Origin of the sequence: Kribbella sp. NPDC048915, assembly GCF_040649595.1 — a bacterium.
In the GTDB taxonomy this organism is placed as follows: Bacteria; Actinomycetota; Actinomycetes; order Propionibacteriales; family Kribbellaceae; genus Kribbella.
The window spans coordinates 40,203-63,479 of the sequence record NZ_JBEZFT010000021.1; the positions used below are offsets into that span (position 1 = coordinate 40,203).

The window sequence follows — 23,277 nt, forward strand, 5'->3', positions numbered from 1 at the left end:
TGGTGGCTTGCGTCAGTCGACCGTGCGGCCGGCTTCTTTGTGGAGGGTGTCGAGGGCTTCTTGTTCTTCGGGGGAGAGTTTGGCGTCGCTGATGAAGGACTTGATTTCCTTCGCGTACGTGCGGGCGTCGGCGCGGCTGTTGATCGAGGTGAGGACGACGCCGTCGCCGTTGTCGTCGACGAGGGCGAGCGACCAGGAGAGTTTGCCGCCGGATTCGCCGAAGGCGTCGTACCGGACGATCGCGAGGTGCTGCAGAGTTTCGCGCAGTTCGCCGCGGGTTGCGTCGAGTTCCTTGGTCAGGCGGCGGAGTTCGGACTTCACCGTGCCGGGTTTGGTTTCCGGCTGGTTCGACCGCGGTTCGGTGTCGGGCAGGCTGGTCGGCGGTTCGTCGGATGGGGCGGTTCGGGCCCGGAGGGCCTGGATCGCGAACACCAGAGCGAGCACCGCCACGAACAGGGCGGCGACGCCGAAAGCACCGGCTAACGTCGAAGACACGCACGAGAGCCTAAAGCATCCCTGGTGATGTTTGAGTGGTCAGGCGATCGCGTAGAGTGCTCGGCGTGGGACGGATGCGGTACGTCGGGCCGCGGCAACGTAGATTCGCGGCGTGACACATTTGCCTGATCAGGGCCCACAACCGGGCGTTCACGACCTCGGGTACGCGCGGCTCGACACGGACCGGCTGGAGCGGACCGGCGACGCCGAGGTGGTCTACGGCGCCGGGAAAACGCCGTCTCAGGTCGTGGAACTGCTGCGCACGTTGCACGCCACGCACCCGGAGCACGCCGTCCTCGCGACCCGGCTGACGGACGAGGCGCAGGAGGCCGTGATCGCTGGCCTGCCCCACGCGCTGGTCGACCCGGTCGGACGTACGGCGGTGCTCGGTGAGCCGCCGTCGCAGCGCGGGACCGTCGCGGTGGTGGCCGCCGGTACCTCGGATGCGCCGGTGGCTGCGGAGGCGGCGACGACGGCACGCGTGTTCGGGGCCGAGGTGGATCTGATCACGGATGTCGGCGTGGCGGGACTGCACCGGATCCTCGGTGTCCGCGAGCGGCTCGACGCGGCGGACTGCCTGATCGTGGTAGCGGGGATGGAGGGCGCACTGCCGAGCGTCGTCGGCGGACTGGTCGGCGTACCACTCGTGGCGGTGCCGACGTCGGTCGGGTACGGCGCCTCGTTCGGCGGACTGGCGGCACTGCTCGGGATGCTGAACTCGTGCGCACCCGGGGTCAGCGTGGTGAACATCGACAACGGCTTCGGCGCCGGAGTGTTCGCGGCACGCGTCGCGCGGCAGTCGGCCCCGCGGGAACGGAAGGACGACTGATGCGTACGGCGTGGATCGACTGCTCGGCCGGCGCGTCCGGTGACATGCTGCTCGGCGCACTGCTCTCCGCGGGTGCCGACCTCGCGTCCGTGAACGCCGCCGTCGCCGCCGTCGACCCTTCGCTGTCGGTCTCGGTCACCGAGACCTCACGGCACCAGATCGCCGCCACCAAGGCGACAGTCGAGGTCCTCGGCACCCCGCACCCCGAATCCGCCCCGGCCCGCACCGTCGGTCACGACCACGAGGCCGACGCGGACCACGGGCACGGGCACGGCCATGGGCACGACCACGGCCACGGGCATGGGCATGGCGACGGGGAAGCTGACAATCATGGCCCGACGCGGCCCTGGTCCGAGGTACGTCGCCTCCTCCAGGAAGCCGCGCTGGACGACGCCGTGCGCAACCGGGCCCTGGACACCTTCGCCCGCCTGGCGCGCGCCGAGGCTGCCGCCCACGGCGTGGAGCCGGACACCGTGCACTTCCACGAGGTGGGCGCGCTAGACGCGATCGCGGACATCGTCGGCGTCGCCGCGGCCGTGACCTCGCTCGACCTGGACCGCGTGGTGGTGTCGACGATCGCGCTGGGCGGCGGCGGTCAGGTCCGCGGGCAGCACGGCGGCATCCCGATTCCCGGCCCCGCAGTACTGCACCTGCTGACCGAGGCGCAGGCCCCGGTCACCGGCGGCGCCGCGCCGTACGAGATGACGACGCCGACCGGCGCCGCGCTGCTGGCCACGCTGGCCGACGACTTCGGCCCGCTCCCGTCGTTGCGGATCCAGCAGACCGGCGTCGGAGCCGGCGGTCGCGACCCGGTCGAGGTGCCGAACATCTTGCGCGTCGTGGTCGGTGAGTCGGCGGACGGCGCGACGACCGAACTCGTGTACGAGACCAACGTCGACGATCTCGACCCGCGGATCTGGCCGCAGGTGCTGGCCCGCCTGCTCGAAGCCGGTGCGGCCGACGCCTGGCTGACGCCGATCCTGATGAAGAAGGGCCGGCCGGCGCACACCCTGTCGGTGCTCGTCGGCGGTGGCAACGCCGAGCAGGTCCGCGCGGTGATCCTGTCCGAGACGTCCGCGATCGGACTGCGTGAGTTCGGTATCCGCAAGCACGCCGCGGACCGCGAGTTCACCACGGTCGAGGTCAGCGGTCAGCGGATCCGCGTCAAGATCGCGCGGTACGGCGGCCAGGTGGTCAACGTCCAGCCCGAGTACGACGACGTCGCCGCGGCCGCGACCGTCTTGGGCAAGCCGGTGAAAACCGTGCTCGCGAAGGCGGTCGCCGCCGGGCACGACCTCTGGAACTGACCGCTCGGACCGAACGCCCGCCGAGCGTCAGTGCGCCTCGGCGGGCTTCTCCGCGAGTGGCTTCTGTTTGCGCCGCGGCCAGTCGTACGGCCACCACTGCGCGCCGTTGCGCCGCGCCCACACGATCAACCCGATCAGCACGGCCAACTCGATCGCCGGGCACACCGTGTCCCGCAACCGCGCGCTGAAGAACTCGAGCGAATCCGTCAGGCTCGCCGCCACCTGCCGCGCGTTCGGATCCCGGCCGGGCACGTACGCGATCGCGAGCATCGTCGTCCGCACCACCATCAGCCCGTCGACCTTCGACGCCGCCACCGCGGCCAGGGCGACCCAGGCGATCACGTCGTACCACGGCAGCGAGTACATCGCGGTCAGCACCCAGGCGATCGCGTAGATCGCGGTGTACCGGATCGCGGCCGGTGTCGGGTCCTCCGGATGCGTCTTCGGGACCAGCGACTTCGGGAACACCTGCGTCAGCAGGATCGCGACCACGATCAGGCCCACCCAGGCCAGGATCGCGAGGACGGTGCGGACCAGGCCGTTCGGCAGGAACAGCGTGAAAAAGCTCAGCAGCACCTTGTGCGGCGTGCCGGTGGAGATGAACGACGTCTGGGACCGCGCCTGCTGGAACGCCTGCAGACCGACGATCGCGTACAGGCCGCCCATCGCGAGGGCGCCGCCGCCGCAGAACCACACGCACTTGCGCCGGTCGGCCCGCAGCGCCCACAGCATCGCCACGCCGACCAGGCCGATCGACAACTTGGTGCAGCCCGCGACACCGATCATGAGGCCGGCCAGGAACACGTGCCGCCGGAAGAGCACCAGCGCGATCACCGCGAACATCACCGCGATCGCGTCGTTGTGCGCGCCGGCCAGCACCGACCACAAAATCAGCGGGTTCGCGAGGCCGAGCATGATCACCCGCCGGCGAGCCGGCAGGTCCTTACCGACCAGCTTGACCAGCAGCAGGCCGGTGACGACGATCGCGATCGCGACCGACAGTTGCAGCATCCAGACGGTGAGCTGCGCGGAGTCGCCGCCGATCAGCGAGGACAACCACTGCACCCAGGTCGCGATCGGCCCGTACACACTGCGCGCGCCCTGCCACGGCCGCTCGGTCGCGGCGATCACCGGGTCGTACCCGAGCCGGATGGTGTCGGCCGGGGACACCGTGTACGGGTCGCCGCCGAGCGCCATGATCCGTCCGTACGCCGCGTAGATCAGCACGTCACCCGAAGCCATCGGGGGCACCAACGTGATGGCGAAGACCGTACCGATGCCCAAGGCAAGCAAACGGTCGACGCGCGGCGCCCAGCCGTGCTTCAGCGCCTTGGTGGCCAGGAAGACGCCGTACCCGCCGAGCAGGATCGCGACCCAGATCAGCACCGACACGAGCCAGTCGTTCGGCTTGCTGTCGAACCAGTACGACGGCAACCACGGGTGCCGGTTGGTCAGCGTCAGCACGACGACCGACGGACCGAGCAGTCCGGTCGCGACGATCAGCGCCGCACTCGCCAGGTAGAGCGCAACCGCCCGGCGGCCGTACTTTCGTCCCACCCCGGTCGTCGGCTCGAGGGCAGACTCAGTGCTCATTGCGGAGTCTCCGCGGAACCAGCGTGCGCAGCGACGGCCCACCACCGTCCGCGGGCAGCGCGCTGCGGGCGGCGAGCGCGCGACGGACGTGCAGGTACTGCTTCGCGCGGTGCAGTTGCCCGCGCAGATCGGTCCCGGTGGCGCGATGCCGGACCTCGATCGGCACCTCCAGGATCCGGAAGCCCTTCCGCCCGAGGTCGATCGTCAGGGCCGTCTCGACCCCGAACCCGGCGGCCAGCGGTACGGCGGAGTCGAACGCCGCGCGGGTGAGGCAACGCTGCCCCGACAACGGCTGCTCCGGCGCCCAGCCGGTGGCCTCCTGAATGCCGGCGCGCGCCAGCCGGACCACGAATCCGTGGCCGCCGGCCTTCGAACCGTCGGCTCGCACCTGCGCCGGCAGCGTCCCGATCGTCATGTCCGCACGACCCGCCTGGACCGGCTCGAGCAGCGGACCGGCCGCCGCGGCGGTGTCGGTCAGGTCGGCGTCCAGGAACAGCAGGTGCCGCGGCCGGGCCCCGTCGCGCTCCGCGACCGCAGCCGCGCCGGTCTCCATCGCGGCGGCCTTCCCGCGGTTCCGCTCGTGCCGTACGACGACCGCGCCGGCTCGCTCGGCTGCTGCCGCCGTACCGTCGGCGGAGCCGTCGTCGACGACCACGACCAGGTCGACGCCGATGATCCTGTGCACCGCGTCGACGGTCGCCGCGATCCGGTCGGCCTCGTCCTTGGCCGGGATCACGCAGGCGACGGCACGCTCGAACGGTTCGGTGGACAGGTCTGCATCGGACACGCACCGCAGCCTAGTTCCTCTGCAGCCGATCGACCTCGTCCGTAGCCGGTCGGCCGGGGATATTCGTCCTTTCGTACGACAGGCGTCTCGTCCAGGTCGCCGGAACATGTCGGCCAGGTGGCAGATGTTCCGGGCCGGTCGCGGCGGCAGGATTTTCGGTATCCGAACACCACGAACGAGACGAAGGACGAGGTACCCGAAATGACCCGCACTGTGACCGCCAACATCACGCTCTCGCTCGACGGCCGGGTGCACGGCGCCGGCGGCATCTTCGATATGAGCTGGATCGTGCCGCACGCGATCACCGAAGGCGCCCGAGACCACATGGTCCGGATGGCGGAGCGCTCGACCACTATCCTGCTCGGCCGGAAGAACTACGAGGGCTTCGCCGGCTTCTGGCCGGGGGTCGCCGACGACGAGAACGCGGCGCCGCAGGACCGGCTCGCGTCGCGGTGGATGACCGAGACCGAAAAAGTCGTCTTCTCCACGACCCTGACCGAGCCGACCTGGGCGAACTCGCGGATCGTCGACGCCGACCCCGCGGACGTGGTCAAGCAACTGCGGTCCGAGGGCAGCGGCGAGATCGTGATCCTGGCCAGCGTCAGCCTGATCAGGCCGCTGCTCGCCGCGGACGAGATCGACCGGCTGTCGCTCGTGCTGGCGCCCGAGTTGGTCGGCGGCGGCGACCGGCTGTTCGAGGACGGGCTGCCGGCCTCGTCCTGGAAGCTGACCGACGCGCGGCCGACCGAGTCCGGCGCGCTGTGCCTGATCTACGACCGGAGCCGCTCCTGAATTGGCCTTCTCACGCATATTGTCGGACAATCAGACAGATTGACCGAGTTGCCGTAGCGTGGTGGGTACGGCGGAGGCGAAGGGCGGACGGATGACCGAGACGCGGATGGACGGCCAAGACACCCCGGACACCCCGGACACCCCGGACACCCCGGACACCCCGGGCACACCGGGCAGCACGCCGTACGGCGTCGACAGCGAGGTCGGTCCGCTGCGGACGGTGCTGCTGCACCGCCCCGGGAACGAGCTCCGGCGACTCACCCCGCGCAACAACGACAAGTTGCTGTTCGACGGCATCCCGTGGGTCGGCCGGGCCCAGGACGAGCACGACGCGTTCGCCCAGGTGCTCCGCGACCGCGGCGTCGAGGTGCTGTACCTCGGCGAGCTGCTGACGGAATCGCTGAGTAATCCTGACGCTCGCGCGCAGGCGGTCGCCGGGGCGACCGAGGACCTCCGGCTCGGCGACACCCTCCGCGGCTACCTCCGGTCGGCCCTCGGCGAGCTGGACCCGGCCGCGCTGGCGGAGGCCCTGATGGCCGGTGTCCGCAACGACGAGGTGCGGGCGGGCGGTCTGGTCAGCTCGCTGCTGGCACACGAGGACTTCCTGATCGACCCGCTGCCCAACCTGCTGTTCACCCGCGACTCGAGTGTCTGGATCCGGGACTCGGTCGCGGTTACCTCGCTGGCGATGCCCGCCCGGGTCCGCGAGACTCAGCTGACCGAGCTGATCTACACGTTCCACCCGCGGTTCGCGGGCGCCGACAAGGTGTACGACCACCAGTTGGAGCACGTCGAGGGCGGTGACGTGCTCGCGCTCGGACCCGGCGTACTCGCGGTCGGCGTCGGCGAGCGGACGACGCCGGCCGGTGTGGAGCGGCTGGCGCGGCGCGTGTTCACCAAGGGGCTCGCGCACACCGTGCTCGCCGTACCGATCGCGCAGCAGCGGGCGACCATGCATCTCGACACCGTCTGCACGATGGTCGACACCGACGCCGTGCTGATGTACCCGAACATGGCCGAGGAGATGCGGGCGCTCGCGGTCACCGCCGACGGCGACCAACTGCACGTCGCGGAGCCCGAGCCGTTCCTGGTCGCGGCCGCGAAGGCGCTCGGCATCGACACGCTGCGGCGGATCGACACCGGCCTCGACCCGGTGACCGCCGAGCGCGAGCAATGGGACGACGGGAACAACACCCTGGCTGTGGCGCCGCGGGTGTGCATCGCGTACGAGCGCACGGTCGAGACGAACGCGCGGCTGGAGGAGTCCGGCATCGAGGTCGTTCGCATCTCCGGCTCCGAACTCGGCTCCGGCCGCGGCGGCCCGCGCTGCATGTCCTGCCCCATCCTTCGCGCCCCGGTCACGGCCACGGTCACTGCGCGCTGATCAACTTTGGCCGGAACAGACCTGGACGGTGGGATCGTGAGGTGGGCGACACGCGGAGTGAAATCGGGGCTTGTGCGCGGCCCCGGGTCTGAGTACTCTTCATGGCTAGGCCCAGGCCCTGTTGCTCCCCCGTCAGCAGGACTTGGGCCGTCCACCTTTTCCACGCCGGATTCGTTGTCCGGACTGGACCAGTGAACACAGCAGAACGCCCGGCTGAGAATCTCAGCCGGGCGTTCTGTCGTTCGAGCGTGGGTCAGCGGATCGTGAGCTGGCGGCTGGCGAGGCCGGCGCGGGCGGCGCGCTCGTCGGTCGTCAGCGGTGCCTCGGTGGCCAGCGCCTTCTCGAGGGCGGTGGCGAACTCCGCCGCCGGCTTCTCGACGTCGGCGGCCTCGGTCCCGGTCGGCAGCTCCCAGACCGGCGCGAGGACGCCGAGCGCCCGGAACGAGCCGATCAGCCGGCTGCCCTCGACGATCGCGGACGACCCGGCGGCGTGCAGCCGGGCGAGCGCGTCGAGCACCGTGTCCTCGGTGTGCGGCAGTACCCAGCGCAGGTAGATCCGGTCGCCGATCTTGGTCCAGTACGCCGCCTCGACCGAGTCCAGCCGGACCGTCGGGGCGGCCGCGGCGTTCGCGCGCTCGAGGCCGGCGGCGACCTCACCGGTCGGGTCCTCGACGTTCTCGCCGACCCAGTAGTCGAAGCCCTCGTGGACCTTGACGTCGATCGGCTTGCTGGTGTCGATCAGGTCCTGCAGCCGCGGGCCGTCCTTCATCAGGTCGCCGACCTGGACCGGGTTGCCCGGCTCGGTCCGCAGGGCGGCGGTGATCGCGTGGCCGACGTCGCGGCTCGGGTCACCGGACGAGGCGTGCGTCTGCAGGCCGATCCAGATCGACTCGTCGTCGCGGACGATGCCCGGCATCGCCATCGGCAGCAGCGTGACCAGGTTGATCACCGTTCCGGCGTGCTCACCGGTGAGCTCGACCTGCGCGGTCCCGGCCGGCACGATCTCGCGGAAGGCGATCAGATCGCACTCCGACGGCAGGCCCTCGAACGGCCGCACCACGAAGGTGTCGGCGGCCTGGGCCCGCTCCTTGCCGTGGCACTGCTTGAACCGCTTGCCCGAACCGCACGGGCAGGGCTCGCGCGGCCCGACGTCCACCAGATCGGCCGGGTCGAGCGTGACGGTCGTCGTCGTGTTCTTCGCGCGCTGCCGCGACTTCTTTCCCATAACCCCGCAGTCTTACAGCCGAGCCCACCTGAGGGCCAACCAGCCGGGACTCAGTTCGGGATGACCGCATGCACGGTGCGGTGCGAGGAAGCGGTCCGGACGTCCCAGCCGGAGGTCAGGATGTCGACGATGGCCAGGCCGCGGCCGCCGATCGACTCCGGGTGCGGGTCGCTGATCCGCTGCGGCTCGGTGTCGCCGCGGCCGTCGGTGACCTCGACGTGGATCCCGGCCCGGTCGATCCACCACGCGGCCCGTACCTCGCCGGCCGGCAGCGGCGGCGCATACCGGATGGCGTTCGAGAGCAGCTCCGAGAGCACCAGCTGGGCGTCGTCACACGCCGCGTCGGTGACCCGGTAGCGCTTCAGGTACGCCGCCAGACGGCGCCTGGCGTCAGCCACCGCCGAGACTTCGTGCGGCAGTACGACGTCCACGACGCTCACGTCGGCGGGCAGGGTCGCAGAGGACAAGCAGGGCTCCTCGATGATCGGTTCAGCCACAGTGACTTCTGCCCACGAACGAGCCCCGGAAAACACCTGCGGGTATTCCGTTACACAGCTCAGCGAAGATCACGCCGTAAAACCTGAAAACCGTAACGAAATCGAAGAAATTGACGGTTCGGGATAACCGCCCGCATTCACTCAGCTACGTATCCGCACCGCGTGACACACAACACACAAATTCGCCCCGGTGTGTCACAAACTCCGCACCGGACGTAGGCGTCCTATCTCTCCGGGTTCTCGGCGAGCACCCGGATCGCGACCTCGGGACGGTCGCTGATCACGGCGTCGACGCCGATGTCGCGGCAGTGCCGGATGTCGTTCTCGGCGTTCACCGTCCAGACATGCACCTGATGTCCGTGCTTGTGCGCGCGGTCGACGTACTCCGGATGCGCCGTGACGATCTCCAGGCTCGGTCCGGCGTACGAAACGCCGGTCGGCAGCGAGCCGTCCCGGAAGCGCAGCGGGACCCGGTCCATCAGCAGTACGGTCCGGAGGCCGGGCGCCGACGCGCGCATCCGGCGCAGCGACAGCCACGAGAAGCTCATCACCCGGGCGGGAGACTCGCTGCCGACCTTCGGATGCGCCCAGTTGAAGCGGTCCAGCGCCTCGATCAGCCGGCGTTCGACGAGTCCGGCGTACCGGGTCGGGTGCTTGGTCTCGATGGCCAGCTCAACCGGGCGCCCGGCGTCCCGCACGGTGGCCAGCAGGGTCTCGAGCGTGAGCACCTTCCGGACGTCGAGGCCGGGCAGTTCGGCCTCCTCGTCGAGTTCGGCCCACGGGGTCTTCCAGGAGCCCCAGTCGTACTGTTCGAGTTCCTCGAGGCTCATCGTGGAGAGCACGCCGCGGCCGTTCGAGGTGCGTTCGATGCGGCGGTCGTGGACACACACGAGGTGGCCGTCGGCGGTCAGTCGCACGTCGCATTCGAGGCCGTCCGCGCCGGCTTCGATGGCCCGCTGGTACGCCGCGAGAGTGTGCTCGGGATTGAGGTCACTGGCGCCGCGATGGGCAACGACGCGCGGGAGCTTCCGCATAAAGGAAACTCTTTCACACACCGACGGAGGATGAACGGCATGGACATGCGGCGGTGAGACGCGGACCCCCAGGCCATCACAATGTGCGCCGTGCCGCGCAGCCACGCACACCGCAGGGAATTGCGGGTGATTGTGATGGCCTGGGGATCCCTCAGACGGCGGCGTCTGCCAACTGCTGGGTCCGGCCGGCGGGCCGGGGCAGGCCGTAGTGGTCGCGCAGGGTCGTGCCGGTGTACTCGGTGCGGAAGAGGCCGCGGGCCTGCAGGATCGGGATCACCTCGTCCACGAAGACCTGCAGACCGGACGGCAGCACCGGCGGCATCACGTTGAACCCGTCGGCGGCGCCGGCCTCGAACCACTGCTGGATCGCGTCCGCGACCTGCTCCGGCGTCCCGGTGAACGTCCGGTGCCCGCGGCCACCGCCGAGGCGCCCGATCAGCTCGCGCACGGTCAGCTGCTCGCGCCGCGCGAGCGTCACGATCAGCGTATACCGGCTCTTCGCCCCCTCGATCTCGTCCTCGTCCGGGAGATCCGCGGGCAGTTGCTGGTCGAACGGCAGGTCCTCCGGCGAGACCCGCAATGTCTTGGCGAGCTGCAGCCGCGCGTACTCGGGCCGGATCAGTGCGTCGAGCCGGTGCTCCAGCCGCTCCGCCTCCGCGACCGTCGACCCGATCACCGGCACGATCCCAGGCAGGATCTTGATCGACTCCGGGTCCCGCCCGAGGGCCGCCGTACGGGCCTTCAGGTCGCGGTAGAACTCCTGTGCGTCCGCCAGCGTCTGCTGCGCCGTGAAGACCGCCTCGGCGTACCGCGCCGCCAGCCCCTTGCCGTCTTCCGACGAGCCGGCCTGGACAATCAGCGGATGCCCCTGCGGCGAACGCGGCAGGTTCAGCGGACCGCGCACCTGGAAGTGCCGGCCGACGTGGTCGATCGGCTGCACCCGCTCCTGGACCGCCCAGACACCCTCCTCCTTGTCCGCGATCGCGGCGTCGTCCTGCCACGAGTCCCAGAGCTTGTACGCAACCTCGAGGAACTCGGCGGCGCGGTCGTACCGCTCCGCGTGCGCGGGCTGATCGGCCAGGTTGAAGTTGCGCGCCGCCTCCGGACCGGCCGTCGTGACCACGTTCCAGCCCGCTCGGCCGCCGCTCACGTGGTCCACGCTGGCGAACCGGCGGGCCAGGTTGAACGGCTCGTTGTACGTCGTGGACGCGGTCGCGATCAGCCCGATCCGCGACGTCACGGCCGCGATCGCGGTCAGCAGCACGGTCGGCTCCAGCGACCCGGCCGGCCGCCGCCCGACGTTCCCGAACAGCACCGGCGAGTCCGCGAAGAAGATCGAATCGAACTTGCCGCGCTCGGCGAGTTGCGCCAGCTCCTGGTAGTGCTGCACCGACGTGTTGGCGAACGGGTTGCTCTCCGGCAACCGCCAGGACGCCTCGTGATGTCCCGTGCTCATCAGGAACGCGTTCAAATGCAGGTGCCTGCTCATTCCGATACTCCCAAGGCGTCGAGAAGCCGCGAGCGGACCGCGGCGAATCCTGGATCGGCGGCGCTACGCGGCGCCGCCAGCGTGATGGTTTCGGCGGCGACGATCCGGCCCGCGTCGAGCACGATCACTCGATCGGCCAGCACGATCGCCTCGTCGACGTCGTGCGTCACCAGCAGTACGGCGGGTTGATGCGCGGCGCACAACTTCCGCAGCAGGACGTGCATCTTCAACCGGGTCAGCGCGTCCAGCGCGCCGAACGGCTCGTCCGCGAGCAGCAGTTCCGGTTCCCGGACCAGCGACCGCGCCAACGCGACCCGCTGCTGCTCACCGCCGGACAACTCGTTCGGCCAGGCGTCCTCCCGGCCGGCCAGGCCGACCTCCTCGAGGCTTTGCCGACCGCGGGCGTCGGCGCCGCGCAGGCCGAGCACGACGTTCTCGAGAACTCGCGCCCAGGGCAACAAACGCGAGTCCTGGAAGACGACCGAGACGTTCTGCGGTACGGCGAGTTCACCGGAACCGGCGACGTCGTGATCGAGACCTGCCAGCGCCCGGAGCAGCGTGCTCTTCCCGGAGCCGCTCTTGCCCAGCAGGGCCACGAATTCGCCCGGCTCGATGTCCAGGTCCACGCCGTCCAGGACGGCGCGATCGTCGTACCGCCGGACGAGATCCCGGACGGAGACGGTCAGGAGGCCAGTGTTCGCCGCCATGACAGCGCCCTCCTCTGGATCAGGCGGACGCCCGCGTCGGACAGCAGACCGAGCGTGCCGTACACGACCAGCCCGACGATGATGATGTCGGTCTGCCCGTACGTGCGGGCGAGCTCCATCATGTAGCCGATGCCGCTGGTGGAGTTGATCTGCTCGACGACCACCAGTGACAGCCAAGCACCGGTGACCGCGAACCGCAGGCCGAGCAGGAACCCGGGCAGTGCGCCCGGAAGTACCACGCGGCGGATGAACTCGCGCTGCGACAGGCCCACGGTCTGCGCGAGTTCGACGTACCGGCTGTCGATCGTGCGCAGGCCGTTGTGGGTGTGGATGTAGATCGGGACGAAGACGCCGAGCAGGATCGTGACGATCTTCATCGACTCGCCGATGCCGAGCCAGAGGATCAGCAGCGGCAGCAGCGCCAGCGAGGGGATCGCGCGCTTGATCTGGATCGGGCCGTCGAGCACCGCCTCACCGAGGCGGGACAGGCCGGAGATCAGCGCGAGCGAGACACCGAGCACGATGCCGAAGGCAAGGCCGAGCAGGGCGCGTTGCGCCGAGGTCCACAGGTTCGTCTGCAGGCGGCCGTCGGCGATCAGGTCAGCGGCGGTCGTCAGCACCGTCCAGGGCGCGGACAGGACTCGTGGGTCGATCCAACCGATCGCGGATCCGATGCTCCAGATCACCAGCAGCAGCACCGGCCCGATCGCGGCCCCGAACTTGATCGGCTTGCCCGGACCGAGGCGCCGGCGCCGTACGACGGGGCTCGTCGCGGCGGCGGTGCGCAGCCCGGGGAGTGTGGTCGCACTCATTTGGCGCCTCCCTTGATGGCGTCCGCGGCGACGGTCTGGAACCGCAGGTCGTACAGGTCCTTGGCCTCGATCTCCTTGTTGCCGGTCTCCTTCGAGAGCAGATCGACGGTTTCCTGCTGGCGCTCGATCGCGTCACTCCAGTCGGCGCTGATGTCCGGGTGGCCGGCGTTGTCGACCAGCCATTGACCGTCGGCCTCGGTCAGGCCTTGGTCCTTGACGTAGTACCCCGCGATCCATTCCTTGGGGTGCTTGTCGATCCAGTCCTGCGCGACGCCCCAGGCGGCGACGTACGCGCGGATCGCGGCCGCCTTGCCCGCGTCCTCCAGCGACTCCTGCGCCACGTACAGGTGGCCGGCGTCGTCGCGAATGCCGTGCGGGATCGTCGACGCGCCGTCCTTGCCGTACTTGGTCAGGTAACGCTTGACCTGGACGCCGCCGATCGGCGCGACGTCGACCTGCTTGGCAGACAGGGCGTTCGAGTACACGTCACCGGTACTCGGCAGCTCGACCAGCTTGACGTCCTCCTTGGTCAGACCAACCTTCTTCAGCACCTTGAGGACGAGGGCGCCCTGGGCCTGACCGGGACTGAACGCGATCTTCTTGCCGCGCAGGTCCTCGAGCTTCTTGACCTCGACGCCCGGCGCCACGCCGAGCTGGTAGATCGGGTGGTTCAGCGGGTCCTGGCGGAACTTCGAGGCGACGATCTTGACCTTCAGGCCGGTCCAGGTCGCGTGGATCGGCGGGATCTCGGCCACCGAGCCGACGTCGAGCGCGCGGGCCCGGAACGCCTCGGTGGTCTGCGGTCCGCCGCTCAGGTTCGCGAACTGGACGAACTTCGAGACCTTGTCGAGCTGACCGGACAGCTTGAGCGCGACTTCCGTGGCGGGATCACCGACCACGATCTTCGTACCGTCCGGGACGGTCGTCGGCAGGTCCGCGTCGAGCGCGAGCTTCGCGCCGCCGTCGGCGGCCGCGTTGCTGCCGCAGCCCGCGACGACGGCGAGCAGGGCGAGGGCGGAAAGGAGACGTGTTCTTCTAAACATGGTGGGCTTTCGCGTAGCGGCCGTCGTGGTAGAGCAGCGGGTCGTGCTCACGGCGTTCGGTGTGGGTGGCCAGGCGGGCGACGACCAGGTAGTGGTCGCCGACGGCGAAGCGGTGCGCGATCTGCGCCCGCAGGAAACTCGGCGAGTCGTCCAGCACGGGTTCGCCGGTCGCCAGCCGCGACCAGCGGGTCGGTTCGGCGAACCGGTCGATCCCGCTGGTGGCGAACCGGCCGGCGATCGCGTGCTGGTCGTCGGCGAGGAAGTTGATCACGACGCTGCCCGCCGTACTCACGGTCGGCCAGCTGGACGCGCTGGTGGCGATCGCGAACGAGACGAGCGGCGGCAGCAGGCTGATCGACACCAGTGAGGTGGCGGTGAATCCGACGGGGCCGTGGCCGGCGTCTGCGGTGATCACCACGACGCCGGCGGCGTGGCGACGGAACACGGACTTGTAAACCTCGGCGTCCACGACCCGCTCTTCGGCTCGGTCGGGGACCACGGACAGGGCAGGACGATGTACGGCAGGTACAGACATGTCTCTCCCTCGGAACGGGGCAGGGACCACAGGTGACGTGAGACGAGGCGTCCCCGATGCGCTCAGGCGTGCTCGGCCGGACCGTGCGCAGCGGTGCACAGGGCTGAGGCTCGAGCGGCGGGGGCCTGTCTCAGGGCCGCGTGCTGACACGCGGGCGGTGGCGACTGGGCGCTTGAGGACGCGTCACCGACAGGTGGCGCTCGCCGTCCGCAGCAGATCGATGACGCGACGGCGGGTGAGGTGTGTCGTCGTCATGTCAGCTACTTTCTCATTAAAGTCGACTGACTAACTAGACAATCTCGCCATCCGGGACGGCGGTCCGAAACCATCCGACCGGTGGGACGACACGCCGCCGGGTTGCCCTCACATCCACGGTCACTCGTGCGTTCTACTGGCGTGATGGCTCGGGAGAAGGTCGGATTGCCGCCGTTCCAGGCGTTGATCGACGCGCACTGGCGAGACGTCGCCCGGCTGGCGCGCGCGATGGCCGGGCAGGACGGCGACGACGTCGCGCAGCGCGCCTGGGAGAAGGCGTACGCGGCGTACCCCACGCTGACGTCGGCGAAGAACCTGCGCAGCTGGCTGCTCACCATCACCGCCCGCTGCGCGACCGACGTCCACCGGGCCCGGAAACCGCAGAGCCCGCTGGACGAGGCGCCGCCGATCGCGGTCGACGGACCCGACGCCGCCACCTGGCCGGACCCCGACCTGTGGCGGGCGGTCAACGAACTCCCGGAGCGGCAACGCTTCGCGATCACGCTCAAGTACGTCGGCGACCTGGACCACCACGGCGTGGCCGCCGCCCTGGACACCACGCCCGCCGCGTCGCGCCGGCTCGTCAGCGACGCGCTGGCGACCCTGCGCACCAAACTCGGAGCACACGATGACTGACCTCGAAGGCCGGCTGGCCCGGCTCGACACCCCAGACCTGAAACCGCCTGTCCTACCGGATGCCGATGTCGCCTATGTCTTGCACGACACGCCGATCGGCACGATGCTGCTCGCGGTTGCCGGCGGGCGCGTGGTCGCGAGTTCGTTCGACGACGAGGAGACGATGACCGCCCGGCTCGCGCGGGCGGTTTCCCCGCGGGTTCTGCGGCAGGCTCGCCCGCTGGACGACGTACGACGGCAACTCGACGAGTACCTGGCCGGGCGTCGCCGTACGTTCGACCTCGACGTCGACCTCACGCTCGCGACACCGTTCCAGCGACTCGTGCTCAACGATTTGCCGGTGCGGACGCAGTACGGCGCGACCACGACGTACGGCGCTGTCGCCCACGACATCGCCAAACCGAAGGCGGCCCGCGCGGTCGGGACCGCACTAGGGTCGAACCCGGTCTGCGTCGTGCTGCCGTGCCACCGGGTGATCGGCGCGAACGGCGCGCTCACCGGGTACGCCGGCGGGCTCGACGCGAAGCGATTCTTGCTGAATCTCGAAGCAAAAAGCTGAGTTTTCCAGAATAGTGCGGAATGGATTTACACTCGGAATGGAAAGGAGCAGATCCCCAATGTGGAGTGGGGATCTGCTCCTTCTTGACTTCTACTTGACGGGTCAGGAAGTTGCCGGTTGGTGGATCTCCAGGATCAGCCGCCGGCGCCCGCCCCAGTCGCGTTTGTAGACCATATAGTCGTCGATTCCGGCCGCCGCACACAGCCGCCCGTAGCTGATCTCGTCGTGGATGAAGTGCACGCTGCTGCGGTCGTCGTCGTGCTCGGTCGTGACGATCCGGTGCTCCGGCCCCTGGCGCATCCCGTTCGCGATCTCGGCCGCCGTCGCCGGCCCCCACACCGGCCCCTCGATGATCGCGATCCCGCCCGGCTTCAGCACCCGCGAGATCTCGCAGATCGTCGAGATCTGCTCGTCCTCCGCGAACAACTCGTGGAACGCCGTCCACAGGCAGATCACCGCGTCGAACGAGTCCCACTTGTACGGCAGATCGGTCATCGACCCGATCGCCCAGTCGATCGCCAACTCCTCCTCGGCCGCCTTCGCCCGCCCTGCCTCGATCAGGTTCGGCGAGATGTCCAGCGCCCGCACCACCTTGCCCGCCCGCCGCAACGGCACCGCGATCCGTCCGTACCCGCAGCACAGGTCGAGCACGGATTCGCGCCCCTCCAGCAGCTCCTCGACCGCCTTCACGATCAGGGCGTCCCGCTCCGGCGTAGTACGCGCGGCAAGTCCGTCGGCACCGAGCTCGGCATACTCGGCCCGGCTACGCAGTGCGGAATTCAGCATGGCGCAAGTATTCCGGTTACTCCGGGTCAGTTGTCCAGCGGCTGTCACGTGCTGAGAACGGGTCGCGGTGCCGCTCGTTCGAGACCGTGACCACGCATCGGGGGTCTGAACACCAAATGGGGACCTCGAACAGCAAATAACCTGTTCAAACTCACCACAAGGCAAGTACCCCCCAGACACCTGGCGGGCAGCGCCAACCCCCCGACGCCCGCTCGTCACCTTCCGACTTGGTTGTCCACGGCGGTACGGCGGCCGACTCGGCCCAGGAGTACGGCGGCCAGCATGGAGATGATGATGCAGGTGTAGGTGGCGCCCAGCCAGGTGGGGACGGGGTGGCTGGCGAACAGGATTTGCTGGAGCTTGGTCCAGAACGTGGACCAGCCGGCCACGGTGCCCGGGTTCACCAGCTGGTACGCGACGAACCCGATCAGCCACGCGACAGCGGGTTGCCAGCGGAACTTCGCCGTACTGGACACGTCCCACTGCATCTTGCTCACCACGAAGAAGTCGGCGATCGCCACCGCGAACAGCGGTACGAAGACGGATCCGATCAGGTACAGGAACTGGGTGTAGTTCCCGAGGTTGATCGACAGCGCGATGCCGGTGGCAACGATACCGATCGCCACGGAGATCCAGCGTCGGTCGATGTGGCCGATCAGGTTGTGGGCGGCCATCGTGGTCGAGTAGACGTTCGCATAGGCCTCGTCGACCTCGTCCACGAGCAGGACGAACAGGGCGATCGCACCGGCGGGCAGCGTGACCAGTGCGGTGATGACGCCTTCACTGTCGGTCCCCAGGGTTGCTACCGCGACCACGCCGAGCGAGAAGTACCCGATGGCAGCCAGGCCGTACCCCAACGCGGACCCGGCGAACGCAGCCTTGTTGGTGCGCGAGTGTCGCGTGTAGTCCGCGGCCAGGGGTGCGAACGACACCACGCCGGCGGCAGCGAGGTCGACGGCGGGCCAGAAGCCGAACACGCCGTCCTGCGGCAGCGGCTGTGCCGGTTTGCTGAGCACCTGCACGAAGAGGTATACCGACGCGATCAGCACCAGCCACACCATGAACTTGCGCAGTACCTTCACGCTGCCGAGCGGACGTACCGCCATGGCGGTCGCGATCGCTCCGGCGAGTACGACGAACAGCCAGCGCCAGCGCTCGCTCGTCACCGCGACAGCGGCCTGCGAGATCACGATGATCTCCATCGTGGCCCAGCCGACGTTCTGCGCGATGTTGAGGACAGTCGGCGCCATGGAACCGCGGCGCCCGAACAGCCCGCGCAGGCAAGCCATGGCGGGCGCACCGGTCTGCGAACCGAAGACCGCTGCACCACCGAGCACCAGCGCCCCGATGCCGCAGCCGACGAGCACCGCGAGTAGTCCCTGCCACAGCGAACCGGTGTACGCCGCGACGAGCGCACCGGTGACCGGGCCGAACAGTGAGATGCCGAAGTTGCCCCACAGCGTGAACTGGTCGAAGAACCCCAGCGTGCGCGGGGTGTCCGTGGTGAGGACCAGCGGCGCCTCGGTGCTACTGGCAGGACGAACAGCTGTATCGGTCATGAGTGACCCCACTCCCTACGCCGGCATTACCCGGTCAGGTTCAGGCGGTCGGCGACCCTGCTGTCGCCCTCTCAGCCCGCGCATCTCGGTGCGAGCTCCCGCTGGTTGACACAGAGAGTTTAACGCGTCAGATATCTTCCGGCAGCGCGGCGGCTCGTTCTATCAGCGCGGCGAGCTCCGGACCGTTCGTGACGACGGGCATGTGCGCGCCGGTGTCGAGTGTGCGGGCCTCGCCGCGGCACAGTGCGGAGAGCCGCTCCAGCCACTCCGCCGTACACAGCAGGTCGTGCTTGCCGCGGACCAGCACCACCGGCGCCCGCACGTACGGCATGCTGGCGGCGAGGTCGTGCACACGGGACGCCTCACCGGCGCGGGCGATCGACGGCAGCGTGGTCCGGGCGTACTGCGGGCTGATCCGGACCAGCTTCGGTACGTCGGGAATCGCTGAGCCGACGAGCCGCACCGCGCGGTCGACCCAGCTCGACATCCGCGCGTCACCGGTCGGTGCGGCCAGGACCAGCGCGTGCGCCAACTCCGGGTACCGGACCGCTGTCTCGACGACGATCTGGCAGCTCGCCGAGTGGCCGACCAGCACAGACCGCCCGCGGATCTTCTCCGCCAGTGCGACCGCGAGCGCCCGCGGGTGCAGGTCCTCACGTGCGCCGGCGGGTTCGCCGTACCCGGGCAGAGTCACCACGTGGTACGGCGTGGTGAGGTGCTCGACGGTCCGCGCGTACGACTCCGGTCCGAGGCCCAGGCCGGGCACGAGCACGATCGGAACGCTCACTCCCACGGAGCCTTGGCCGGAGCGTCCCGAACGACCGGATTGGGTACGTCGGGCTTCAGCTCGCGGTACCCGAGGAACAGACCGGCCGCGAGGATCAGCAGACCGGCGCCGCCCCAGCCGTACGCCGTGGGCAGTCGATGGACCGCACCGTCGTTGCCGCCGAGACCTGTGGACAACACCATGAACAGCCAGACGACGATCAGCACCGCCGCCACCGCTACCAGGAGCAGTCCGGTGAGCTCTGCGGGGTCGGGGCGCCGGTTTGCCTTCAGCCGGGCGAGTACGTCGCGGATCCACATCACCAGCGCCGCCGTGCCGACCACCAGGAGCAGGAGCTGCCCGATGGCGTCCAGCACATCAGTACGGAGCGGGTGGTTCAGCGGCGAGCCGGGTGCCTGCGAGATCTCCCGCAGCGCCACTCGCTGCACGGAAACGACCAGCAGGCCGTAGATCGCTGCTACGAACGTGGCCAGGCCGACAACGCGTGCGGCGCGCGGATCACGCGGCGGGACGTCACGGCCGTACGTCGGGAGCTGGTGCGGCTGCGGGTTCGACGGTGCGCCGTACGGGGTGCCAGGGCGGTACGCGGGCGGCTGCTGGTACGCCGAGTTCCCCGGCGCCGGGGGCGGGCCGCCGTACCCGGGATGACTGCTGTACGGCTGAGGAGGCGCGTAGTGCGTCTGCTCGGTGCGCACGGGCGGGCGCGCGTACGTCCCGCCGCCGTAGGGCGTGGGCGGCGCGTAGTGGTGTTCTTCTTCGGTGGGGGTCTGCTGCTCGGGCTCGTTGCCGCGGCCGTACGTCGGGAAGTCCTGTGACGACATCGCTGCTCCTCCCGTCGTACCCAGTTTCTCAGGTCGCCTTGATCGTCGGCCAGGCGTTCGGCAGGCAGCCGGCCAGCCCCTTCGTCTGCTGCATCATCACCGGCGCGGGGGTCTTCGCGGTCGTACAACTGGAGTGCCCGTGGCCGAGCGCGTGGCCGACCTCGTGGTTCACCAGGTAGCTGCGGTACAGCTCGACGTCGCCGTTGTACGCCGGGATCGCGTACAGCCAGCGCTTCGCGTTGAGCACCACCCGATCCTCGACGCGGCACGACACCTCGCCGCCCGTGTCGAGCGGCAGGCAGAGCTTGTCGGTCAGCGTCGGCGTCGCGAGGATGATCCGCAGGTCGGCGTCCGGCCGGTCGGTGCGCTCGAAACTCACCGGGTGCAGCGCCTGCCAGCCGCGCGCATCGGTCAGCGTCTGGTGGATCTTCGCCGCCACCGCGGCACCGTTCACCGAGATGCCCTGCTCGATCTCCACCCGGTACGTCAGCTTGTCGCGCTCACCGGTCGCCTTGTTCACGCCGGGCACCACGGCGAGCTTGCCGGTCGACACCAGCACGTTCGGCTTCGCCCCCTTCGGCTTGCGCGTCAGGCTCGGCGCCGGGCGCAACGGGGTGGTGAACTTCTGCGTCGGCGTCGCGATCGGCGTCGGCATCACCTTCGGCGCCGCCGGTGCTGTCGGCACCTCCGCGACCGCCTCACTGACGCCTGCGACCGCCTGCGCCGCCAGGCTGTTCCGGTGCGCGACGTCCGGGTGCGCGACCACGACAGTCCCCAGCACCGCCAGCGCGGTGACTACGAGCCACTGCCCCTTGTACGACTTGCGCCGGGAATGCCTGCCACCGCGCCGACGCCCAGACGCGTCAGTGCGCTGGCCGCTCCGCCGGGTGGTCATGGCACTCGACCCTACCGATCCCTGCCGCAACAAGAAAGCCCGGTTCTGTTAAGCCTGGATGGACGCGCCCCCAGTAGGGATCGAGCAACTCAGGCAGTGCGGGTGCGGAGGAACTTGCCGAAGTGCGGGACGGTGAAGGCGACCGTGCCCCGTTCGGCGGAGAAGACGAGCCCCTTCTTGATCAGGCCGTCGCGGGCAGGCGACAACGACTGCGGTTTGCGGTTGAGGGTGCTGGCGACCTCCGCCGTCGGGACCGCGCCGTCGTCCACACCGACCCCCAGCTCGGCCATGGCGCGCATGTATTCACGCTCGGCCGGCGTGGCGCGCTCGTACCGCGATCCGAAGAATCCGACCGTGAGCTCGGCCGACGCCTCGGGAGCGGCCACCGCCACGTCTTTCACCGTGATCGGCGACGTCGGCGCGTGATCCCAGGTCGCGTGGGCGAACGCCTGCACGAAGTACGGGTACCCGTCGGTCTGCGCGTACAGCTCGTCCAGGGCCTCGTCGTCGTACTCGACCCCTTCGCTCGCCGCCGGCACCATCAGTGCCCGGTCGCAGGCCTCCCGCGCCAGCCGGTCCACGCGGATGTAGCGGAACAGTCGCTCGGAGTACGACTTGCTGGCGGACAGTACGGCGGGCAGGTGCGGCAGGCCGGCGCCGACGACGACCAGCGGCGCGCTCTGCTGGGAGATCTCGTGGCAGGCGGCGCAGAGCGCGGACAGGTCGTCGGCGCTGATGTCCTGCATCTCGTCGATGAACAGGCCGACGCCGACCGTGAGGTCACCGGCCAGGTCCGCCGCGTCGGTGAACAGCTCGATCAGATCCATCTCCAGGTCGCCGGAGTCCGCCCGGCCCTTCGCGGCGGCCACGTCGACGGGTGGGTGCCAGCGGATCCCTTTCCGGTCGTTCACGGCGGTGCGGAGCGCGAAGGCCTTCAGCACGGCGCTGAACTGGTCGACCTTCTCGTCGTCGCGGTGCCGGTGTCCGAGCTCGCGCATCGCGGTGTGCATCGCCTGCGCGATCGGCAGCCGGATGCTCTGGTCCGGGCGGGCCTCGATCTTGCCGGTGCCCCAGGCACGTTTGATGGCCTGCGAGCGCAGGGTGTTGAGCAGCACCGTCTTCCCCACACCGCGCAGCCCGCTGAGCACGAGGCTCCGCTCCGGTCTACCTGCGGCGACCCGCTCGAGCACCACCTCGAACTGCCGGACCTCGGTGTCGCGTCCGGCCAGCTCAGGCGGCCGCTGACCGGCGCCGGGCGCGTAGGGATTCCGGATCGGATCCATGCTTTCACTGTATGAGTGCGTCTAGCGTTTTCCGTAGATTGACCGATCGAGGACCAGAGCGTGTCGCGAGGACTGTCTACGGCTTTCTAGTCACAGCACTAGACACTGATAGACACCGCGAGCGACCACGGGGCGCACTATGGTTCCGCCCATGATGGAGTGGGCGCCGCAGGCAGGGGCGTTGTACGAACGCATGCACCAGCAGTACGTCGGCGGTGCGCGCAAGCTCGAGGCGCTGATCAACGAGCTGATCGGCGAAGAGGAAGGCATCAACTACCTGAGCGCGACCGCCCGCGCCAAGGATCCGGAGTCGTTCCTGGCGAAGGCGTCGAAGCCGCACCCGGACGACCCCACCCGACCGAAGTACGACGATCCGCTGAACCAGATCACCGACCTGGTCGCGGCGCGGGTGATCACGTTCCTGGTCGAGGCGGTGGACCGGGTGTGCGAGGTGATCGAGAAAGAGTTCGAGATCGTCGAGCACACCGACATGGGCGCACACACCCGGGCGCAGGGCGTCTTCGGGTACGCCAGCAAGCACTACCTGGTCCGGCTGAACGAGCACCGCCGTGAGCTGCCGGAGTACGCCGTCCTGAAGAACCTGGTGATGGAGATCCAGGTCCGCACGGCGGTCCAGCACGCGTGGGCCGAGTTCGAGCACGACATCCGGTACAAGCTGGACATCCCGCCGGACCGCAAGCCGGAGTTCGATCGGCGCTTCCTGCTGGCGGCGGCGCTGATGGAGCTGGTCGACAACGAGTTCACCGAGATCGACCGTTTGTACCGCGAGCTGGCCGCGTCGGCCGAGGACAAGGCGCCACTGGACCTCACCACGGCCACGCTGACCACGTACCTGACCCGCCGCTATCCGGACGCGCCGCATGCGAAGACGACGCACTACACGTGGATCCTGGGCATCCTGCACCGCGTCGGCGTCACCACCGAGGAGCAGTTGACCGAACTGCTCCGGGGGATCGACAGTGCAGCAGTCCAGGCCGCCATGACGCACCGCGCGCCGGCCGGAACGGTCCGCCGCCTCGACGACGACCTGCTCGCCGCGAAGGGTGCCGCGTACCTGGACCTGTTCCCCGACGAGGAGCGCCGTCAGAAGATCCTCCGCGGCCGGCTCAAAGCCCTCGCCCGCGCCGGTCTGGTCCAGCCCTGACC

25 protein-coding genes and 1 riboswitch are annotated in these 23,277 nt (G+C 69.4%); of the genes, 7 read left to right on the forward strand and 18 right to left on the reverse strand.

All coding sequences use genetic code 11. From position 1 onward, the window contains the following. Positions 1–12: 12 nt before the first annotated feature. The gene (locus AB0B82_RS14025) at positions 13–495 is read right to left on the reverse strand and encodes a DUF4446 family protein (RefSeq protein WP_360166736.1); all 483 of its coding nucleotides are present in this window, start codon (positions 493–495) and stop codon (positions 13–15) included. A 112-nt stretch (positions 496–607) separates the two neighbouring features. Between AB0B82_RS14025 and larB the strand changes: the two genes are divergently transcribed. Beyond that, complete coding sequence (gene larB / locus AB0B82_RS14030) at positions 608–1,324, forward strand: nickel pincer cofactor biosynthesis protein LarB (RefSeq protein WP_360166739.1); 717 nt, start codon at positions 608–610, stop codon at positions 1,322–1,324. Next, positions 1,324–2,631 carry a nickel pincer cofactor biosynthesis protein LarC gene (larC, locus tag AB0B82_RS14035; protein ID WP_360166742.1) on the forward strand — a complete coding sequence of 436 codons (1,308 nt, stop codon included), beginning with the start codon at positions 1,324–1,326 and terminating at the stop codon, positions 2,629–2,631. The genes larB and larC overlap by 1 nt, the downstream gene beginning before the upstream one ends. A gap of 27 nt (positions 2,632–2,658) precedes the next feature. Here the strand turns inward: larC and AB0B82_RS14040 are convergent, their stop codons facing one another. Then, on the reverse strand, positions 2,659–4,224 hold the full coding sequence (locus AB0B82_RS14040; RefSeq protein WP_360166745.1) for a DUF2029 domain-containing protein: 1,566 nt from the start codon (positions 4,222–4,224) through the stop codon (positions 2,659–2,661). Further along, positions 4,214–5,011: a glycosyltransferase gene (locus AB0B82_RS14045; protein ID WP_360166748.1), complete on the reverse strand. Its 798-nt coding sequence runs from the start codon at positions 5,009–5,011 to the stop codon at positions 4,214–4,216. Before AB0B82_RS14045 ends, AB0B82_RS14040 begins: the two co-directional genes overlap by 11 nt. Positions 5,012–5,212: 201 nt before the next feature. Between AB0B82_RS14045 and AB0B82_RS14050 the strand changes: the two genes are divergently transcribed. Together AB0B82_RS14050 and AB0B82_RS14055 are read left to right on the forward strand one after the other, a co-directional pair. Further along, positions 5,213–5,803: a dihydrofolate reductase family protein gene (locus AB0B82_RS14050; RefSeq protein WP_360166751.1), complete on the forward strand. Its 591-nt coding sequence runs from the start codon at positions 5,213–5,215 to the stop codon at positions 5,801–5,803. A gap of 91 nt (positions 5,804–5,894) precedes the next feature. Next, positions 5,895–7,187: an arginine deiminase gene (locus AB0B82_RS14055; protein ID WP_360166754.1), complete on the forward strand. Its 1,293-nt coding sequence runs from the start codon at positions 5,895–5,897 to the stop codon at positions 7,185–7,187. Between the two features lie 253 nt (positions 7,188–7,440). Here the strand turns inward: AB0B82_RS14055 and AB0B82_RS14060 are convergent, their stop codons facing one another. From AB0B82_RS14060 to AB0B82_RS14100, 9 genes are all read right to left on the reverse strand, one after another. Continuing rightward, a complete protein-coding gene (locus AB0B82_RS14060) occupies positions 7,441–8,412 on the reverse strand; it encodes a DUF5926 family protein (protein WP_360166757.1) in 972 nt (323 codons plus the stop codon). Between the two features lie 50 nt (positions 8,413–8,462). Then, a complete protein-coding gene (locus AB0B82_RS14065) occupies positions 8,463–8,879 on the reverse strand; it encodes an ATP-binding protein (protein ID WP_360166760.1) in 417 nt (138 codons plus the stop codon). 254 nt (positions 8,880–9,133) lie between these two features. Continuing rightward, positions 9,134–9,943 (reverse strand): glycerophosphodiester phosphodiesterase family protein, encoded by an 810-nt coding sequence (locus AB0B82_RS14070; protein WP_360166763.1) that lies wholly within the window; start codon positions 9,941–9,943, stop codon positions 9,134–9,136. A 151-nt stretch (positions 9,944–10,094) separates the two neighbouring features. Beyond that, the gene (locus tag AB0B82_RS14075) at positions 10,095–11,432 is read right to left on the reverse strand and encodes an LLM class flavin-dependent oxidoreductase (protein WP_360166766.1); all 1,338 of its coding nucleotides are present in this window, start codon (positions 11,430–11,432) and stop codon (positions 10,095–10,097) included. Continuing rightward, positions 11,429–12,139 (reverse strand): ABC transporter ATP-binding protein, encoded by a 711-nt coding sequence (locus AB0B82_RS14080; protein WP_360166769.1) that lies wholly within the window; start codon positions 12,137–12,139, stop codon positions 11,429–11,431. The genes AB0B82_RS14075 and AB0B82_RS14080 overlap by 4 nt, the downstream gene beginning before the upstream one ends. Beyond that, positions 12,115–12,951, reverse strand: coding sequence for an ABC transporter permease (locus AB0B82_RS14085; RefSeq protein WP_360166772.1), 837 nt, complete (start codon positions 12,949–12,951; stop codon positions 12,115–12,117). The genes AB0B82_RS14080 and AB0B82_RS14085 overlap by 25 nt, the downstream gene beginning before the upstream one ends. Then, a complete protein-coding gene (locus tag AB0B82_RS14090) occupies positions 12,948–13,994 on the reverse strand; it encodes an ABC transporter substrate-binding protein (protein ID WP_360166775.1) in 1,047 nt (348 codons plus the stop codon). Before AB0B82_RS14090 ends, AB0B82_RS14085 begins: the two co-directional genes overlap by 4 nt. Then, positions 13,987–14,529 (reverse strand): flavin reductase family protein, encoded by a 543-nt coding sequence (locus AB0B82_RS14095; protein WP_360166778.1) that lies wholly within the window; start codon positions 14,527–14,529, stop codon positions 13,987–13,989. Before AB0B82_RS14095 ends, AB0B82_RS14090 begins: the two co-directional genes overlap by 8 nt. Positions 14,530–14,712: 183 nt before the next feature. After that, a complete protein-coding gene (locus AB0B82_RS14100; RefSeq protein WP_350281628.1) occupies positions 14,713–14,784 on the reverse strand; it encodes a putative leader peptide in 72 nt (23 codons plus the stop codon). Between the two features lie 144 nt (positions 14,785–14,928). Here AB0B82_RS14100 and AB0B82_RS14105 point away from each other — a divergent pair, with 144 nt between their 5' ends. Next, positions 14,929–15,420 (forward strand): sigma-70 family RNA polymerase sigma factor, encoded by a 492-nt coding sequence (locus tag AB0B82_RS14105; protein ID WP_360166781.1) that lies wholly within the window; start codon positions 14,929–14,931, stop codon positions 15,418–15,420. Beyond that, positions 15,413–15,979, forward strand: a complete 567-nt coding sequence (locus AB0B82_RS14110) for a methylated-DNA--[protein]-cysteine S-methyltransferase (protein WP_360166784.1) — start codon at positions 15,413–15,415, stop codon at positions 15,977–15,979. The genes AB0B82_RS14105 and AB0B82_RS14110 overlap by 8 nt, the downstream gene beginning before the upstream one ends. 102 nt (positions 15,980–16,081) lie before the next feature. Here the strand turns inward: AB0B82_RS14110 and AB0B82_RS14115 are convergent, their stop codons facing one another. The 6 genes from AB0B82_RS14115 to AB0B82_RS14140 all read right to left on the reverse strand — a co-directional run bounded on the left by AB0B82_RS14115 (position 16,082) and on the right by AB0B82_RS14140 (position 22,110). Next, a complete protein-coding gene (locus AB0B82_RS14115; protein WP_360166787.1) occupies positions 16,082–16,765 on the reverse strand; it encodes a class I SAM-dependent methyltransferase in 684 nt (227 codons plus the stop codon). 215 nt (positions 16,766–16,980) lie between these two features. Continuing rightward, positions 16,981–18,324 carry a cytosine permease gene (locus tag AB0B82_RS14120; protein ID WP_360166790.1) on the reverse strand — a complete coding sequence of 448 codons (1,344 nt, stop codon included), beginning with the start codon at positions 18,322–18,324 and terminating at the stop codon, positions 16,981–16,983. Next, positions 18,319–18,436, reverse strand: a riboswitch (TPP riboswitch). Its footprint overlaps the gene before it by 6 nt. 15 nt (positions 18,437–18,451) lie before the next feature. Continuing rightward, positions 18,452–19,111: an alpha/beta hydrolase gene (locus AB0B82_RS14125; protein ID WP_360166793.1), complete on the reverse strand. Its 660-nt coding sequence runs from the start codon at positions 19,109–19,111 to the stop codon at positions 18,452–18,454. Then, positions 19,108–19,932, reverse strand: a complete 825-nt coding sequence (locus AB0B82_RS14130) for a hypothetical protein (protein WP_360166796.1) — start codon at positions 19,930–19,932, stop codon at positions 19,108–19,110. The genes AB0B82_RS14125 and AB0B82_RS14130 overlap by 4 nt, the downstream gene beginning before the upstream one ends. A 28-nt stretch (positions 19,933–19,960) precedes the next feature. Continuing rightward, on the reverse strand, positions 19,961–20,827 hold the full coding sequence (locus AB0B82_RS14135) for a DUF3152 domain-containing protein (protein ID WP_360166799.1): 867 nt from the start codon (positions 20,825–20,827) through the stop codon (positions 19,961–19,963). A gap of 89 nt (positions 20,828–20,916) precedes the next feature. Continuing rightward, positions 20,917–22,110, reverse strand: a complete 1,194-nt coding sequence (locus AB0B82_RS14140; RefSeq protein ID WP_360166802.1) for an ATP-binding protein — start codon at positions 22,108–22,110, stop codon at positions 20,917–20,919. Between the two features lie 151 nt (positions 22,111–22,261). Between AB0B82_RS14140 and AB0B82_RS14145 the strand changes: the two genes are divergently transcribed. Continuing rightward, a complete protein-coding gene (locus AB0B82_RS14145) occupies positions 22,262–23,275 on the forward strand; it encodes a (p)ppGpp synthetase (RefSeq protein WP_360166805.1) in 1,014 nt (337 codons plus the stop codon). Positions 23,276–23,277 lie beyond the last annotated feature (2 nt).

Excerpts from the sequence above, each read along its gene's own strand:
- larC (WP_360166742.1), top strand. The coding sequence starts at position 1,324 with ATGCGTACGGCGTGGATCGACTGCTCGGCCGGCGCGTCCGGTGACATG.
- AB0B82_RS14040 (WP_360166745.1), bottom strand. The coding sequence starts at position 4,224 with ATGAGCACTGAGTCTGCCCTCGAGCCGACGACCGGGGTGGGACGAAAG.
- AB0B82_RS14050 (WP_360166751.1), top strand. The coding sequence starts at position 5,213 with ATGACCCGCACTGTGACCGCCAACATCACGCTCTCGCTCGACGGCCGG.
- AB0B82_RS14055 (WP_360166754.1), top strand. The coding sequence starts at position 5,895 with ATGACCGAGACGCGGATGGACGGCCAAGACACCCCGGACACCCCGGAC.
- AB0B82_RS14060 (WP_360166757.1), bottom strand. The coding sequence starts at position 8,412 with ATGGGAAAGAAGTCGCGGCAGCGCGCGAAGAACACGACGACGACCGTC.
- AB0B82_RS14070 (WP_360166763.1), bottom strand. The coding sequence starts at position 9,943 with ATGCGGAAGCTCCCGCGCGTCGTTGCCCATCGCGGCGCCAGTGACCTC.
- AB0B82_RS14075 (WP_360166766.1), bottom strand. The coding sequence starts at position 11,432 with ATGAGCAGGCACCTGCATTTGAACGCGTTCCTGATGAGCACGGGACAT.
- AB0B82_RS14080 (WP_360166769.1), bottom strand. The coding sequence starts at position 12,139 with ATGGCGGCGAACACTGGCCTCCTGACCGTCTCCGTCCGGGATCTCGTC.
- AB0B82_RS14085 (WP_360166772.1), bottom strand. The coding sequence starts at position 12,951 with ATGAGTGCGACCACACTCCCCGGGCTGCGCACCGCCGCCGCGACGAGC.
- AB0B82_RS14090 (WP_360166775.1), bottom strand. The coding sequence starts at position 13,994 with ATGTTTAGAAGAACACGTCTCCTTTCCGCCCTCGCCCTGCTCGCCGTC.
- AB0B82_RS14095 (WP_360166778.1), bottom strand. The coding sequence starts at position 14,529 with ATGTCTGTACCTGCCGTACATCGTCCTGCCCTGTCCGTGGTCCCCGAC.
- AB0B82_RS14105 (WP_360166781.1), top strand. The coding sequence starts at position 14,929 with ATGGCTCGGGAGAAGGTCGGATTGCCGCCGTTCCAGGCGTTGATCGAC.
- AB0B82_RS14110 (WP_360166784.1), top strand. The coding sequence starts at position 15,413 with ATGACTGACCTCGAAGGCCGGCTGGCCCGGCTCGACACCCCAGACCTG.
- AB0B82_RS14115 (WP_360166787.1), bottom strand. The coding sequence starts at position 16,765 with ATGCTGAATTCCGCACTGCGTAGCCGGGCCGAGTATGCCGAGCTCGGT.
- AB0B82_RS14120 (WP_360166790.1), bottom strand. The coding sequence starts at position 18,324 with ATGACCGATACAGCTGTTCGTCCTGCCAGTAGCACCGAGGCGCCGCTG.
- AB0B82_RS14130 (WP_360166796.1), bottom strand. The coding sequence starts at position 19,932 with ATGTCGTCACAGGACTTCCCGACGTACGGCCGCGGCAACGAGCCCGAG.
- AB0B82_RS14135 (WP_360166799.1), bottom strand. The coding sequence starts at position 20,827 with ATGACCACCCGGCGGAGCGGCCAGCGCACTGACGCGTCTGGGCGTCGG.
- AB0B82_RS14140 (WP_360166802.1), bottom strand. The coding sequence starts at position 22,110 with ATGGATCCGATCCGGAATCCCTACGCGCCCGGCGCCGGTCAGCGGCCG.
- AB0B82_RS14145 (WP_360166805.1), top strand. The coding sequence starts at position 22,262 with ATGATGGAGTGGGCGCCGCAGGCAGGGGCGTTGTACGAACGCATGCAC.